This is a genomic window from Kitasatospora sp. NPDC127060 (assembly GCF_042724935.1).
In the GTDB taxonomy this organism is placed as follows: domain Bacteria; phylum Actinomycetota; class Actinomycetes; order Streptomycetales; family Streptomycetaceae; genus Kitasatospora.
In genome coordinates, this window is record NZ_JBHXEG010000054.1 from 23,176 (window position 1) to 37,832 (window position 14,657).

At 73.1% G+C, this 14,657-nt stretch carries 13 protein-coding genes; 2 read left to right on the forward strand and 11 right to left on the reverse strand.

The genetic code is table 11. The features are described 5' to 3' along the window. Positions 1 to 96: 96 nt before the first annotated feature. Positions 97 to 1,593, reverse strand: coding sequence for a hypothetical protein (locus tag ACFWIS_RS26395; RefSeq protein ID WP_380453478.1), 1,497 nt, complete (start codon positions 1,591 to 1,593; stop codon positions 97 to 99). A 573-nt stretch (positions 1,594 to 2,166) separates the two neighbouring features. On the opposite strand from ACFWIS_RS26395, the gene ACFWIS_RS26400 reads away from it, so the two are divergent. After that, positions 2,167 to 2,841, forward strand: a complete 675-nt coding sequence (locus ACFWIS_RS26400; RefSeq protein WP_380453384.1) for a bifunctional DNA primase/polymerase — start codon at positions 2,167 to 2,169, stop codon at positions 2,839 to 2,841. Between the two features lie 197 nt (positions 2,842 to 3,038). On the opposite strand, the gene ftsY is transcribed toward ACFWIS_RS26400, so the two are convergent. From ftsY to ACFWIS_RS26430, 6 genes are all read right to left on the reverse strand, one after another. Beyond that, the gene (gene ftsY, locus ACFWIS_RS26405) at positions 3,039 to 4,277 is read right to left on the reverse strand and encodes a signal recognition particle-docking protein FtsY (protein ID WP_380453386.1); all 1,239 of its coding nucleotides are present in this window, start codon (positions 4,275 to 4,277) and stop codon (positions 3,039 to 3,041) included. 47 nt (positions 4,278 to 4,324) lie between these two features. After that, positions 4,325 to 7,969: a chromosome segregation protein SMC gene (smc, locus tag ACFWIS_RS26410; protein ID WP_380453388.1), complete on the reverse strand. Its 3,645-nt coding sequence runs from the start codon at positions 7,967 to 7,969 to the stop codon at positions 4,325 to 4,327. Positions 7,970 to 8,126: 157 nt separating this feature from the next. Continuing rightward, positions 8,127 to 8,330: a hypothetical protein gene (locus ACFWIS_RS26415; RefSeq protein ID WP_030243474.1), complete on the reverse strand. Its 204-nt coding sequence runs from the start codon at positions 8,328 to 8,330 to the stop codon at positions 8,127 to 8,129. Positions 8,331 to 8,742: 412 nt separating this feature from the next. After that, a complete protein-coding gene (locus ACFWIS_RS26420) occupies positions 8,743 to 9,042 on the reverse strand; it encodes an acylphosphatase (RefSeq protein WP_380453390.1) in 300 nt (99 codons plus the stop codon). A 9-nt stretch (positions 9,043 to 9,051) separates the two neighbouring features. Further along, positions 9,052 to 9,321 carry a winged helix-turn-helix transcriptional regulator gene (locus tag ACFWIS_RS26425; protein WP_380453392.1) on the reverse strand — a complete coding sequence of 90 codons (270 nt, stop codon included), beginning with the start codon at positions 9,319 to 9,321 and terminating at the stop codon, positions 9,052 to 9,054. Positions 9,322 to 9,415: 94 nt separating this feature from the next. Further along, a complete protein-coding gene (locus tag ACFWIS_RS26430; RefSeq protein ID WP_380453394.1) occupies positions 9,416 to 10,759 on the reverse strand; it encodes a hypothetical protein in 1,344 nt (447 codons plus the stop codon). 305 nt (positions 10,760 to 11,064) lie between these two features. Between ACFWIS_RS26430 and ACFWIS_RS26435 the strand changes: the two genes are divergently transcribed. After that, positions 11,065 to 11,985: a hypothetical protein gene (locus tag ACFWIS_RS26435; RefSeq protein ID WP_380453396.1), complete on the forward strand. Its 921-nt coding sequence runs from the start codon at positions 11,065 to 11,067 to the stop codon at positions 11,983 to 11,985. A gap of 9 nt (positions 11,986 to 11,994) precedes the next feature. Here the strand turns inward: ACFWIS_RS26435 and mutM are convergent, their stop codons facing one another. Genes mutM through ACFWIS_RS26455 form a run of 4 tightly spaced genes read right to left on the reverse strand, consistent with a single transcriptional unit; the run spans position 11,995 to position 14,560 of the window. Then, complete coding sequence (gene mutM, locus ACFWIS_RS26440; protein WP_380453398.1) at positions 11,995 to 12,873, reverse strand: bifunctional DNA-formamidopyrimidine glycosylase/DNA-(apurinic or apyrimidinic site) lyase; 879 nt, start codon at positions 12,871 to 12,873, stop codon at positions 11,995 to 11,997. A gap of 57 nt (positions 12,874 to 12,930) precedes the next feature. Then, complete coding sequence (gene rnc / locus ACFWIS_RS26445; protein ID WP_380453400.1) at positions 12,931 to 13,719, reverse strand: ribonuclease III; 789 nt, start codon at positions 13,717 to 13,719, stop codon at positions 12,931 to 12,933. A 20-nt stretch (positions 13,720 to 13,739) separates the two neighbouring features. Beyond that, positions 13,740 to 13,913, reverse strand: coding sequence for a 50S ribosomal protein L32 (gene rpmF / locus ACFWIS_RS26450; protein ID WP_030056747.1), 174 nt, complete (start codon positions 13,911 to 13,913; stop codon positions 13,740 to 13,742). Positions 13,914 to 13,915: 2 nt separating this feature from the next. After that, positions 13,916 to 14,560: a YceD family protein gene (locus ACFWIS_RS26455; RefSeq protein ID WP_380453402.1), complete on the reverse strand. Its 645-nt coding sequence runs from the start codon at positions 14,558 to 14,560 to the stop codon at positions 13,916 to 13,918. Positions 14,561 to 14,657: the final 97 nt, after the last annotated feature.

Genomic DNA, 14,657 nt, shown 5'->3' on the forward strand with positions numbered 1-14,657 from the left:
ACTCTGCCGCCGCACCGCACGGTCCGTGGCCCGGAAAGCCACCGACCGTGACGGCGGCGGCCGTCACGGTCGGTGGAGTCTCCTGCCCGGGGCCGCTCAGACCACCGAGACGAACTCCGGGATGTCCTGGACCACCCGCTCCTGGAGCCGGCTCACCGCGTCCACGCCCTGGAACCGGGCGGCCGCGGCCTCCGTGGTCTTGCGGACCCGGGAGTTCAGCCGCTCCGAGCGCACCTTGGTCGCGATGTCCACCGCCTGTTCGGCGTACCGCGCCGCCTCCTCGGCCTCCTTCTGCAGCAGGTGGACGCTGGCCATGCCGATCAGGTTGAAGGCGTACGAGCGCACGTGGTCGTCGTCCTGGCGGAACAGGTCGACGGCGCGCCCCATCACCGGCGCGGACAGCGAGGCGTAGAGCTGGGCGTTGTCCGAGTGGTACGCGAGGTCGCGGTAGGAGTGGGCGTTCTCGGCGTTCAGCTCGGCCGGTGAGAAGAACTTCAGCCAGTCCGGGTCCCCGTCGCCCTCGCGGATGTCGGTGAAGGTGTCCTCGGCCAGCCGGATCGCCCGGGCGCAGCGGTTCACCTCGCCGATGGTGGCGTAGGCGCGTGCCTCCATCGCGTACAGCAGGGACTGCTGCCGCGGGGTGGCGGTGTCCCGGCTGCCGTACTGGGCCAGGTGGATCAGGTCCAGGGCGTCCTCGCCCCGGTTGAGGTGGATCATCTGGCGGCTCATGTCGGTGAGGATCAGCGCGCCGAACGGGCGGTCGCCGGCCTCCTTGGCGGCGTGCAGGGCGAGCACGTAGTACTTCTGCGCGCTCGGGTGCATCCCGACGTCGTAGGACATCCAGCCGGCCAGGTGGGCGAGTTCGGCGGTGAGCCGGAACAGCCGCTTGGTGGTGTCCTCGCTGTACGTCTCCTGCAGCAGGTCGGTGACCTCGTGGAGCTGGCCGACCACGGCCTTGCGGCGCAGCCCGCCGCCGTTCTGGGCGTCCCACTGGCGGAACATGACCGTGGTCTGCTCCAGCAGTTCCAGCTCGGGCTCGGAGAGCCGGCCGGTGAACACCTCGCCGCCGTTGGCCGCGGTGAGGATCGGGGTGGGGATGCCGGTCGGGCCGGGGGCGAGCCAGCGCTGCATGGGCTCGATCAGCGCGGCGCCGGCGGTCAGCGCGAGCGAGGTGCCGAGGAAGCCCCGGCGGTTGAGCATCAGATCGCTGCGGGAGTAGTCGCTGATCAGCTGGACGGTCTGCGGGGCGCTCCACGGCAGGTCCACGCCGCCACCGACGGTGGAGACCGGGATCGCGGCGCGCAGGCCGAGGTCCTCGATCGAGACCACCGAGCCGAAGCGCTCCGAGAACAGCTCGGACATGATCTTGGGGATCGGCTCGCGGGGCTGCTCGCCGTCGAGCCATCGGCGCACCCGGGAGGTGTCGGTGGACACGTGGTGGGCGCCGATCTGCCGGGCCCGGCGGTTGACCTGGCGGGCCAACTCCCCCTTGGACCAGCCGCTGCGGGCGAACCACGTGGTCAGCTTCTCGTTGGGTTGCTTCTCTGCCATGGGAACGTCCCCATCCCGCCCGGCCCCTGCGGGGCCCCCGATCGTGACCGCCCGACGGTTGCGGGCTCTTGCCAGACGTGCCGTGTCTGAGGTGCTGCGGTACCGCCTCGTCGTACTGGTGTGCCATCGTCGTGGACGGTCCGTCAGATCCCCAACTCCCGTTCCCCGACGGCCCGGAGCGGGAGCTCCGACGACGTCCGCGTGCTGAACGTAGTGCCCCGCGAGGTACCCGTGGGAGCGCCCCTGGCGAAACGCCACCTTTCGCCACCCCCAGGAGTGAACCGAACTACGGGGGCAGGCGCTTGACTAGGTGGTCGCGGCGGCCCGGCATATGCGAGCCGCCAAGTCCCCCGGCCAACCCCGGAAGACCCGGCAGACCCCGTAATCCGCCGCAGCCACAGGCGAGTTCGCCACCCACTCGGGACGGCAACCACCCCACGCACCCGACGATCCGGCATCGGCGCCGCCCCCACAAGGCGGCGCCCGAGGCACACCCCCGCAACAGGCGCACGCCAAGCGCTGCGCGCCGCCACCGCACTACGCACCACGCAACGGAAAATCAACACACAGTCACCATCCCGTAACCATCGGCAACGAGAACCTGTTGGGGGAGGCATGGACAACCTGTTCGGCGAACTTCGACTGGGGCACCTGCGGCTGGCGCCGCTGGGCGCGCGCCGCCGCACCAAGGTCACCGCGTCCCAGGCCGCCGCGGAGTACACCGGCCGCTGGGGCTGGACCGTCGCCACCGGCGACCCGGCCGACTCCGCCGCCCCGCCCCGCTGTCCCTGCGGCTCCCGGCGCTGCGCCGCGCCCGGCCTGCACCCCGTGCCGGGCACCGCGAGCCGGGCCGGGGCCCCCGGGGCCGAGGGCTCCGTGCTGTTCCCCACCGGCCGCGCCTTCGACGTCCTGGACGTCCCCGAGCCGGCCGGCCTGCAGGCGCTGGTCCGGCTGGAGCGGATGGGCACCCAGGTGGGCCCGGTGCTCGCCCCGCCCACCGGCCGGCTGCAGTTCCTGGTCGCCGCCGGCACCGCCCGTCGACTGCCCGACCTGCTCTACCGGATGGGCTGGGACGACGCCGCGCTCGACCTGGCCTGCCACGGCGAGGGCAGCTACGTCGCCGCCCCGCCCACCGTGCTCGGCGAACTCGGCCCGGTCCGCTGGCTGCGCCGCCCCACCCGCGACAACGCCGGCTGCCCGCCCGAGGCCCGGCTGCTGCTCGGCACCCTCGCCTACGCCTGCCACCGCAGCCGCGAGCGCACCGCCGAGCCCGCCTGGATCGCCTCCTGACCCGTCCGGCGACGCGCCCGCTCTCCTCCGGGGCGCTCTGACCGGCGCCGAGGGTCGCCGCTCCAGCGCTCGCACCTCGCCCGTCACTCCTCCATCTCGGCACCGCCCCGCCCCGTCGGCTCGGGGCGGGAGGCACCCCGGGCACGCGAGAGGGCCCGCTCCCGGAGGAGCGGACCCTCGTCGACGGGGAGTCCCGGTCAGTCCCCGATCAGCGCGTCCACGAACGCACCAGGCTCGAACGGCGCCAGGTCGTCCGCGCCCTCGCCCAGACCGATCAGCTTGACCGGCACGCCCAGCTCGCGCTGCACCGCGACCACGATGCCGCCCTTGGCGGTGCCGTCCAGCTTGGTCAGCACGATGCCGGTGATGTCCACCACCTCGGCGAACACCCGGGCCTGGATCAGACCGTTCTGGCCGGTGGTGGCGTCCAGCACCAGCAGCACCTCGTCCACCGGGCCGTGCTTCTCGACGACCCGCTTGACCTTGCCCAGCTCGTCCATCAGGCCGGTCTTGGTGTGCAGTCGGCCGGCGGTGTCGATCAGCACGGTGTCGACGCCCTCGGCGATGCCCTCCTTGACCGCGTCGAAGGCGATCGAGGCCGGGTCGCCGCCCTCCGGGCCGCGCACGGTACGCGCACCGACCCGCTCGCCCCAGGTCTGCAGCTGGTCCGCGGCCGCGGCCCGGAAGGTGTCGGCCGCGCCGAGCACCACCCGGCGGCCGTCGGCGACCAGGACGCGGGCCAGCTTGCCGGTGGTGGTGGTCTTGCCGACGCCGTTGACGCCGACGACCAGGACCACGGCCGGGCCCTCCTCGTGCTTGGTGGAGCGGACGGTGCGGTCGGCGTCCTTGCCGACCAGCTCGACCAGCTCCTCGCGGAGCAGGCCGCGCAGCTCCTCGGGCGTACGGGTGCCGAGCACCTTCACCCGGGTGCGCAGCCGCTCGACCAGCTCCTGGGTCGGGGCGACGCCGACGTCCGCGGTGAGCAGGGTCTCCTCGATCTCCTCCCAGGTGTCCTCGTCCAGGTGCTCGCGCGAGAGCAGCGAGAGCAGCCCCTTGCCGAGGGAGTTCTGCGAACGGGAGAGCCGGGAGCGCAGCCGGACCAGCCGGCCGGCGGTGGGCTCGGGGACCTCGATGGCGGGCGCCACCTCGGCCTCGGCGGGGGCCTCGACCTCGACGGCCTCTGGGATCTCGGGGGCTTCGGGGACCGCGGGGGCCTCGGGGAGCGGCACCTCCTCGACGGTGCGGCGCGGCTCCTCGGTCGGCGGCGCGGCCTCCTCGCCGACCTGGGGCTCCCGCGGGGTGGTCTTCGGCGCCGTGATGACCGGCGCCTGCGACTTCGGGGGCAGCTGCTGGCGTCGTCTGCCGGAAACGACGAGGCCCGCGATCGCGCCGACGGCGACCACGGCGATGACTACGGCAAGGATCACGTATTCCATAACCCGACCAGTATCCGTGACCGGAGCCGTTCCGGACCGCCGCCGCCCTAGACCGTCACCCGACCGACGCCCGACGGACGCCGCTCCCGGCGCTCTCCCCCGGCCTGGCGGCCGGGAGGTGCCCCCTCGCGCAGCCGCTGGCTGATCACCTGGGAGATCCCGTCGCCCTTCATGGTCACGCCGTACAGCGCGTCGGCGGACTCCATGGTCAGCTTCTGGTGGGTGATCACGATCAGCTGGGAGCTCTCCCGCAGCTCCTCCATGATCCCGACCAGCCGGCGCAGGTTGGTCTCGTCCAGCGCCGCCTCCACCTCGTCCATCACGTAGAACGGGCTGGGCCGGGCCTTGAAGATCGCCACCAGCAGCGCCACCGCGGTCAGCGAGCGCTCGCCGCCGGACAGCAGCGACAGCCGCTTGACCTTCTTGCCCGGCGGGCGGGCCTCCACCTCGACCCCGCTGGTGAGCATGTTGTCCGGGTCGGTCAGCACCAGCCGCCCCTCGCCGCCCGGGAAGAGCCGGGCGAAGACACCCTCGAACTGGGCGGCGGTGTCGTGGTACGCCGAGGTGAACAGCTGCTCGACCCGCTGGTCCACGTCCCGGACGATGTCCAGCAGGTCGCGCCGGCTGCGCTTGAGGTCGTCCAGCTGCTCGCCGAGGAACGTGTGGCGCTCCTCCAGCGCGGCGAACTCCTCCAGCGCCAGCGGGTTGACCTTGCCCAGCTGCTGGTACGCCTTCTCGGCGGCACGCAGCCGCTTCTCCTGCTCGGCCCGGACGTACGGGTACGGCTCCCCCCGCTCCTGTCCCTCCTCGACGGTGCCATCAGCGGCCGACGCCGCGGGCGACAGCGGCACGGGCTGGTCCGGTCCGTACGAGGCCAGCAGCTCGCCCCCGTCGATGCCGAACTCCTCCAGCGCGCGGGCCTCCAACTGCTCGATCCGCAGCCGCTTCTCCGCCCGCAGCACCTCGTCCCGGTGGCCGGCGTCGACCAGCTTGTCCAGCTCCTCCTTGAGCCCGTGCCCGTGCTCACGGTGCTCCCGGAGCTCGTTCTCCCGCTCGGCGAGCGCCTGTTCGACGCCCGCGCGCCCGGCGTCCGCGCGGGCCAGCGACACCTCCAGGCAGGCCAGCAGCTGCCGGGCGCCCGCCGCGACGGCGTTCGCCACCCGGGCGTCGTGCTCGGCGCGCCGGCGGCGCTCGGCGGCCCGGGCGCGCGCCTCGCGCTCGGCGCGGGCGGCCCGGTCCAGCTGGTCGGCCCGGCCGGCCAGCGCGCGGACCCGCTCCTCGTGGGTGCGCACCGCGAGCCGGGCCTCCAGTTCGCCCTGCCGGGCGGCGGAGGCGGCGCCGGCCAGCCGCTGCTGCTCGGCCGGGTCCGGCTCGTCCTCCCCGGACTGCACCGACTCCTCGGCGGCGGCCAGTCGTTCGGCCAGTTCCTCGGCGGTGGCCAGCAGTTCGGCCAGGCCCTGTTCGGCCCGCGCGGCGGCGGCCGACAGCCGCTCGGCCTCCCCGGCGGCGGCCCGGGCCTGTCCGCCGAGCCGGCCGAGCGCCCCAGCCACCTGGGCCCGCTCCTTCTCCGCCTGCCGCCGCAGTTCGCCGAGCCGCTCGACCTCCGCGGCCGACTCCCGTCGCAGTTCGGTGAGTCGGGCCAGTCGCTCGGCCGATTCGGCACAGCGGAGGTCGAGTTCGCCGATCGCCCGGGCTGCCTGGTCCACCGCCGCCTGGGTCTCCAGCAGGCTGGGAGCGCCACCGGAGCCACCCTGGGCGAAGCCGGCGCCCAGTCGGTCGCCCTCGGTGGTGACGGCGGACAGTTCGGGGTGATCGGCGACCAGTCGCAGCGCCTGCTCCAGGTCGGCGACCACGACCACCCCGGCCAGCCGGTTCCGTACGGCGGCGATCAACTCGCCCGGCCCGTCGACCAGTTCGGTGGCCCACCGGGCACCATCCGGCAACTCACCGTTTCCGCGCGGGAGTTCCTCTGCTCCGGCGATCAGCAGCGCGGCCCGACCGGCGTCCTGGGCGCGCAACAGTCGCAGCGCGCCGACGGCGGCCTGCGGCGACTCGACGGCCACCGCGTCGGCGGCGGCCCCGAGCGCGGCGGCCACCGGCACCTCGTAACCGGGCTCGATCCGCAGCAGCGCGGCCGCCGGGCCGAGCAGCCCGGTCAGCCGCTCCCCCGCGGCCAGCAGTGCGCCGGTGCCGTCCTTGCGGCGGAGTCCGAGCGAGAGCGCCTCGTGCCGCGCGGTGAGCCCGGCCCGTTCGCGTTCGGCGGCCGCGGCCGCCTCCCGGGCGGCGGCCTGGTCCCGTTCGGCCTCGGCCAGCCGGGCCCGGGCCCGCTGGTACCCGGCCTCGGCCTGTTCGTCGTCCCCGGTCAGGCCGTCCACCTGCTGCTGGAGTTCGTCCAGTTCGCCCTGCGCGGCCCCGGCGCGCAGCAGCGCCTCGTCCCTGGCCTCGGCGAGCCGACCGATCTCGGCCTCCGCCGAGCCGGCCCTGGAACGGGCGGCGGCGGCCTGTCCCTGGAGTCGGGCCAGGCCCTCCCGGCGGTCCGCGATGGCCCGGGCGGCGTCCCGCAGCCGGCGTTCCTCGGCGGCCAGCCCGCGCTCCAGTTCGTCCTTGCGCTCGATCGCCTCGGCCAGCGCGTACCGGGCTTCCTCCAGCGCCTCGGCGAGGGCGGCCTCCTCCTCGCGGATCCGCTCGGCCTCCTGTTCCAGCTCCTCCGGGTCCCGGCCGCGCCGTTCCTCGGCCGCGCTCCCGGCGGCGGCGTGCCGGGCCCGGGCCTCGGCCAGTCCGATCGTGCCCCGGGTGCGTTCGGCGAGGGCGGAGAGCCGGTACCAGGTCTGCCGGGCGGCCTCCAGGCCCGGGCCGAGCTGCCGGACCTGTGCCTCCAGGACCTGCTCGCGCTGCACCGCCCGCGCCAGTTCCTGTTCGACGGTGGTCCGGCGCAGCCGCAGCGCCAGTTCGTCGGCGACCTCGGCCTCGACGGCCCGGCGCAGCGCGAGCAGGTCGTCGGCGAGCAGCCGCAGCCGGGCGTCCCGCAGGTCGGCCTGGATGCCGGCGGCCCGGCGGGCGATCCGGGCCTGTCGGCCGAGCGGTCCGAGCTGGCGGCGCAGTTCGGCGACCAGGTCCTGGACCCGGTTGAGGTTGGCCTGCATCGCGTCCAGCTTCCGCAGCGCCTTCTCCTTGCGCTTGCGGTGCTTGAGGACGCCGGCCGCCTCCTCGATGAAGGCGCGCCGGCCCATGGGGTCGGCGTGCAGCACGGAGTCGAGCTGGCCCTGTCCGACGATGACGTGCATCTCGCGGCCGATGCCGGAGTCGGAGAGCAGTTCCTGGATGTCCAGCAGGCGGCAGGTCCCGCCGTTGAGCGCGTACTCGCTGCCGCCGTTGCGGAACATGGTCCGGGTGATCGTCACCTCGGAGTAATCGATCGGCAGGGCGCCGTCGCCGTTGTCGATGGTGAGGCTGACCTCGGCCCGGCCGAGCGGGGCGCGCCCGCTGGTCCCGGCGAAGATGACGTCCTCCATCTTGCCGCCGCGCAGCGACTTGGCCCCCTGCTCGCCCATCACCCAGGACAGCGCGTCCACCACGTTCGACTTGCCGGAGCCGTTCGGGCCGACCACGCAGGTGATGCCGGGCTCGAAGCGCAGGGTGGTGCTGGAGGCGAAGGACTTGAAGCCGCGCAGCGTCAGACTCTTCAGGTGCACGCGGCCGGTCTCCTCATTCGCTCACGACGGGAACCGACTGTATCCGGAGTCCGACACGACGAAGGGACGCCACATCCGGGCGTCCCTTGCAAAGCTGCGTCCCTTTCGGGGCGGCTCAGTGCACAGCGGCGTCGATCCGTGAGGAGCGGGGCGGGGCTCAGGTGAGAGCCGGCTCCCGCTGATCCAGGTCGATGCTGTTGAGCAGCGAGTGCTCGTCAGCGACAGCGGTGAGCGCGTCGTTCTCAGCCTGCATCCGAAGGAGCTCGGACTCCAGGTCCTGGACGCGCTGCTGAAGCCGTCGCATCTCGGAGAGCATTCGCGGGTCGGGGCCGCCGACGTACCCGAGAAGCGCCTTTGCCATGATGAATGGTCCTCCACGCTGAGTGACCGAACCGGAACGGTACAGGTCTAGGGGGAAGGGGGACGCACGCGCGGCGCGCACCGGAAGTGCTGGCTGGGCACTACGGCACAACCGCCGTGAGCTGGGCTCACGAGGGCATGCGCCTACCGGGATACGCGATCGTGTGCGCGGGCTTCAAGCGTCTCACCAAAGACGGTACGGGTCAACACGATCACCGCACGCTACCGCGCCCCTGTCACCTGCCCGGCGGTGTCGTCACGCCTGGGGGGTCTCGGGCCCGGGTCCACCACGTGCTCGTGGATCATCGTTCGATGCGGAGTCAACCACGAGTCTGCCCGATTGGCAACCGTATGACACCGGCCGTTGCGGATCAGTTCCGGGGAGCGGCGGCGCCGGCCCGGGAGCCGGGCGTTCAGCGGATCTCGAAGCCCTCGTAACCTGCGCCGACGGCGGTCCAGATCTCGGTCACTCCGGACACCGCTCCGGGCGTGTCCGGCCCTCGCAGCAGGGTCAGCAGCTGCTCGCAGTCGGCGGCCAGGCCCTCGGCGACCACCTGCACCCGGCCGTCGCCGAGGTTGCTCGCGTAGCCGGTGAGGCCGATCTCCAGCGCCCGCGCCCTGGTCCACCAGCGGAACCCGACCTGCTGGACCCTCCCCCGGACCCAGGCGGTCACCCGGACCGGTTCATCACTGTGGGCGTCGCGACCGTGCATGCCAAGACCCTAACCGGCGCGACGGCCGGTCACCGCGCCGTACGGGCGGCGCTCGCCCACCCCGGCCTCCTCCAGCGCCCGCAGCCGTGCGGTCAGCCGGTCGCGCGGCGCGCCGGTGTTGCGGGCGGTCCGGTCGAAGCGGTGGTTGCCGTAAGACAGCTCGCGCACCGCCGGCAGGGCCCACTTCTCCCCCACCACCTGGAGCGCCGCGGCCATCGAGCAGGGCCGACCGGGACGCCGGGAGTAGTGGTGTCGGGGGTCACGACGCCAGCCTGCCACGCCGGATCGGCTCCCCGAACCCGCACCGGGACGGCGGACGGCCCCGCCGGTCGGAACCGGCGGGGCCGCGGAGGGACGGCGCGGGGCGGGCGGACTACCAGTCCCCGCCGCCGAAGTCCCCGCCACCGGAGTCCCCGCCACCGAAGCCGCCGAAGTCGGAGGAGTTGAAGTCGGCGCCGGTGAAGTCACCGCCGTCGTACTGGTCCTGGTAGCCGTGGCCGCCGCCCATCATGGGGGCCGCGGCGTAGGCCGGGGAGCTCATCATCGAGCCGAGCATCGTGCCGACCAGCAGGCCCGACAGCAGGCCGCCGCCGCCGAAGCCGCTGTAGTAGCCGCCCGCGTACGGGGCGTACGCCGGCCCGGCGTTCCAGTACGGCTGCGGGCCGTGCTCGGTGTCGACGGTGCGGATCGCCGGGTCGAGGCCGGCGGCCACCCGGTCCGCGTCGGCCTGGCAGACCGGGACGCTGCGGGCGGCGCCGCCGGCCGGGGCCCAGTCGACGTCCTTGACGGACGGGCCGTGCCGCGGGTCCATGAAGCACGGGGGGCGGCGCTCGGGCAGCGGGCGCTTCTCGCGCCGGGCGGCCAGGGTGGCCAGCGCGAACCGGCCGTCCTCGATGGTCTCCGTGACGACCTTGACGTCCTCGGGCTTCTTGGCCTCGTCCATCAGGCGCTTGGCCTTCTCGTACGAGTCCAGCGCGTGGCTGTAGTCGGTGCGCTGGACGTCGTCCGCGTCGGTGGCCCGCGGGTTGAAGTCCAGGCGCTCCAGCTCGACGCCGTAGGCGGTGATGTCCTCGTCGACCACGCGGCGCAGCTGCTCCAGCTCGGCCCGGGCCTGGGCCTCCTTGCGCTGCTTGGCCCGGCGGAAGAGGAAGAAGACGCCGGCGCCGGCCAGCGCCACCAGCACGAGCGGGATGACCACCCAGGCGATCGAGGTGCTGTGGTTGACCCCGGTGCCCTTGGCCTGCGGGGCCGCGTTGTCGACGAAGTCGTTCAGGGTGGCGTCGATGTCGCCGTTGTGGGAGTGCAGGGCTGCGCTGGCGAGCTTCTCGGCGGAGCCGGCCGACATCGCGCCGCGGTCGGCGCGGGCGGTGAACTGGTCGCCGCGCCAGATCGCGTAGACCCCGTCGATGCCGACCTTGGTGCGCACGTCCTGGAAGACGCTCTGCTTGTTGTACGAAGGCGAGTCAGGGACGACCGCGACGAAGATCGGCTTGTCGGCCTTCTCGATCTTCTTGGTCAGGGCGTCCGCCTGGCTCTGGCTGAAGCGGCTGGTCATCGCCGGGTCGACGTAGACCTTGCCGGCCTTGAGGGCGGCGGTGGCATCGCTCAGCCCGCCGGCGGCGGAGGCCGCGGGCGCGAACAGGAGCAGCAGCCCGAGCAGCGTCGCCACCAGGGCAAGCGGCCCGGTGCCCCGGGAACGTCGTGCAAGGGTTCTCATGTCCCCGACGCTACCGTGACCGGCAGCCGGGCACGGCATACCCTTCGCATACTGGTTATGACAGGATTCCCCGCCGTCCGCCGGGGTGGCTCCCCTTCTCGCGGATGAGATTTCCCCCAGCCGACCCTGAGACGGGTGGGGCGCGGGAACCGCGGGGGGCGGCCGGACGTACGTCCGGGCGGACCCGGGAAGGTTCCGGGGCGGTTCGAGGGGGCGTCCCGACCGTACCGCGCGAACGGGCACACTGGTCCCGGACCGCTGGTCCCATTACCTTTTCTTGACCCAACTCCCGATCGGAGCGCTCGGTGATCATCGGCCTCGTCACGGCCGTGGCGGCATCCGCCTGCTACGGCACCGGCTCGGTCCTGCAGGCCGTCGGTTCCCGCCGCTCGGCCCGCGAGGAGGCGGCCAAGGGTGCCACCACCGCGACCACCGAGCACGGCGGGCCGAGCCTGTCCTCCACCGCGAAGGCCGCCGTCACCTGGGAGTTCATCACCGGTACGGTGCTGGACCTGATCGGCTTCGGGCTCGGCGCCCTGGCCGCGCGACTGCTGCCGCTGTTCCTCTCCCAGACCATCATCAGCGCCAACCTGGTGATCACCGCGGTGCTGAGCATCAAGCTGCTGGGCATCCGGCTCAAGCAGCTGGAGTGGGTCTCGATCGGCGTGCTCTGCTCGGCACTGGTGCTGCTGGCCGTCTCGGCCGGTCCGGAGGGCGGCCACCACGCGTCGACGGCCTTCCACTGGGGTCTGCTGGTGATCACGACCGTGCTGCTGGCCGGCGGCAGCCTGCTGGTGCGCCGGATGGGCTCCAAGGGCGCGATCGTCGCCGGTCTGCTGTCCGGCCTCGGCTTCGGCGCCCTGGGCGTCGGCGTGCGCATCCTGAACGGCGTGGAGCCGTTCGACCTGGTCCGGCTGATCTCCGACCCGGCGCTGTACGCGATCCTGGTCGGCGGCCTCGGCGGCATGTACGTGCACACCGTGGCGCTGCAGATCGGCTCGGTGAACGGCGCCACCGCCGCCCTGGTGGTCGGCGAGACGGTGCTGCCCGGCGCGATCGGCGTGCTCTGGCTCGGCGACTCCTCCAAGGCCGGCCTGGGCTGGCTCGGGGTGCTGGGCTTCCTGCTCGCGGTGGTCTCCGCGGTCGGCGTCGCCTACTTCGGCCAGGGCGACCACGGCGCCCTCGGCGAGGCCTCCGCCGACCACCCGGAACTCGCCCACAAGTAGCCCCCGCCGTCAGCCCCCGTTGGCGGTGCGCGGCAGGCGCTGGCAGCGGGGGCAGAAGTAGCTGGACCGGTTCATCCAGGGGGCCCGCCGGATCGCGGTGCCGCAGCGGCGGCAGGGCTCGTGCTCGCGGCCGTAGGCGTCGAGGTCCCGGGAGAAGTAGCCGCTCTCGCCGTTCACGTTGACGTACAGGCTGTCGAAGCTGGTGCCGCCCACGGCCAGCGCCGCCGCCATCACGTCCCGGGCGTTGGCCAGCAGCAGCGCGGCCTGTGGCCGGGTGAGGGTCGTGGTCGGGCGCTCGTAGTGCAGCTTGGAGCGCCACAGCGCCTCGTCGGCGTAGATGTTGCCGACGCCGCTGATCAGGGTCTGGTCGAGCAGCGCGCGCTTGACCGTGGTGCGCTTGGCGCGCAGCGCGGCCATGAAGGCGCCGTCGTCGAAGCGCGGGTCGAGCGGGTCGCGGGCGATGTGCGCGATGGAGAGCGGGGTGCCCTCCGGATCGTCCTCCTCGGCCTCCTCGACGGCCAGGCCCCCGAAGGTCCGCTGGTCGACGAAGCGCAGTTCGCGCCCGCCGTCGGCGAAGCGCAGCCGGACCCGCAGGTGGGTCTCGTCCGGCACCGACGGGTCCTGGACGAGGAGTTGGCCGCTCATCCCGAGGTGGCCGATCAGCGAGAAGCCGGCCCCCGCGCCGCCCAGCGGCACCCAGAGGTACTTGCCGCGGCGCTGCGCGGTGCCGAGGGTGGTGCCGGTCAGCCGGGCCGCGAAGTCGGCGGCGCCGGCCGCCTGGCGGCGCACCGCGCGCGGGTGCAGCACCTGGACGTCGGCGACGGTCCGCCCGGCGACCCAGTTCGCCAGACCGCGGCGGACGACCTCGACCTCGGGGAGTTCGGGCACGGGAGCTGGCCTCCTGCTTCGAAGGGATCGGCAGGAGGCAAGGCTACTTCTTCCGGGTCACGCGCCGGCGGGCAGCCGGTCGGCGTACTTCTCCTTGATCGCGCGCCAGGCGCTCTCGGCGGCCTTCTGCTCGGCTTCCTTCTTCGAGCGGCCGACGCCGCTGCCGAAGTCCTCGCCGGCCACCCGGGCCGCCGCGGTGAAGGTCTTCTCGTGGTCCGGACCGGACTCCATGACCACGTACTCGGGCACTCCGATGCCCACCGACGCGGTGAGCTCCTGGAGGCTGGTCTTCCAGTCCAGGCCGGCTCCCAGCTGAGAGGACTCCTCGATCAGCGGGTCGAACAGCCGGTGGACGAACTCGGTGGCCGCTTCCAGACCGCGGTCCAGGTAGACGGCCCCGATCACGGCCTCGACGGTGTCCGCGAGGATCGACGACTTGTCGCGGCCGCCGGTGCCCTCCTCACCCTTGCCGAGCCGGATGAAGGTGCCCAGTTCGAGCCCCCGGCCGACGTCCGCGAGCGCGCGGGAGTTGACCACCGCGGCACGCAGCTTGGCGAGCGTGCCCTCCGGGACGTCCGGGTGGACGCGGTAGAGGGTGTCGGTGACCACCAGGCCCAGCACCGAGTCGCCGAGGAACTCCAGGCGCTCGTTGGTGGGCAGCCCTCCGTTCTCGTACGCGTACGAGCGGTGGGTCAGGGCACGCACCAGAAGGGCGCGCTCGAGCGTGTACCCGAGGCGCCCTTCCAGGACGTCGTATTCGGTCGAAGCCGGCCCGCCGGCCTTGCCGCCGCCCGAAGAACCCTTCGAGGCAGTGGACGCCTTGCGGGTGGAGTTACCGTCCGACATCGATCCGTGCACCCCGCCGATCAGACCGAGAGGACCTGGCGACGGTTGTACGTGCCGCAGCTCGGGCACGCGATGTGGCCCAGCTTCGGCTCGTGGCAGCGGTCGCACGCCACGAGGGCCGGAACGACGGCCTTCCAGTTGGACCGACGGTGGCGCGTGTTGCTGCGCGACATCTTCCGCTTCGGAACAGCCACGGCTACTTCTCCTGGTTCTCGGCGAGACCCTCACGGGTGTCGCTGTTCTTGATTCCGTCACCCTCGTCGCCGGGGGCGGCGGAGAGTCCCTGCAGAGCCGCCCACCGGGGGTCGGCGGCGTCGTGGTGGTGCGTCGGGTCGTCGCTCAGGCGCGCTCCGCACTCGGAGCACAGACCCAGGCAGTCTTCCTGGCACACCGGCTGCAGCGGCAGTGCGAGCACCACCGCGTCACGCAGCACCGGCTGGAGGTCGAAGAAGTCGCCCTCCAGACGGTAAGTCTCTTCTTCCGAGTCCTCGTCGAGGTCCTCGGTCCCGGTGGTCCGGGCGCGGTGACGCTCGTCGGACTCCGGGTAGTAGTACAGCTCCTGGAAGTCGACGTCGATGTCGAACTCGACGGGCTCCAGGCACCGGACGCACTCGCCCTCGACGTGGGCGTCGGCGGTGCCGGTGACCAGCACGCCCTCGACCACGGACTCCAGGCGGAGCTCCAGCTCGATCGGGCTCTTCTCCGGCACGCTGATCACGTCGATGATCCCGAGACCCTCGGGGGCCTCCAGGGTCCGGCTCACCTTGCGCATCGAGCCCGGACGACGGCCGAGCTCGTGCGTGTCGAACACGAGGGGGTCGCGGTGGTCGAGGCGGTTCAAGGTGTCCTGACTTCCATAGGGATCAACGCTGTGTTCCCCATTACGAGTCGGCGTTGCGAGGGCAAGCCGACGGCCGGACATGGGGATGCCGGAGTGG

Bases quoted from the DNA above. Each gene is read 5' to 3' on its own strand.
- ACFWIS_RS26420 (WP_380453390.1), bottom strand. From the start codon at position 9,042: ATGCACGGTCGCGACGCCCACAGTGATGAACCGGTCCGGGTGACCGCC.
- ftsY (WP_380453386.1), bottom strand. From the start codon at position 4,277: ATGGAATACGTGATCCTTGCCGTAGTCATCGCCGTGGTCGCCGTCGGC.
- ACFWIS_RS26430 (WP_380453394.1), bottom strand. From the start codon at position 10,759: ATGAGAACCCTTGCACGACGTTCCCGGGGCACCGGGCCGCTTGCCCTG.
- ACFWIS_RS26415 (WP_030243474.1), bottom strand. From the start codon at position 8,330: ATGGCAAAGGCGCTTCTCGGGTACGTCGGCGGCCCCGACCCGCGAATG.
- ACFWIS_RS26400 (WP_380453384.1), top strand. From the start codon at position 2,167: ATGGACAACCTGTTCGGCGAACTTCGACTGGGGCACCTGCGGCTGGCG.
- rnc (WP_380453400.1), bottom strand. From the start codon at position 13,719: ATGTCGGACGGTAACTCCACCCGCAAGGCGTCCACTGCCTCGAAGGGT.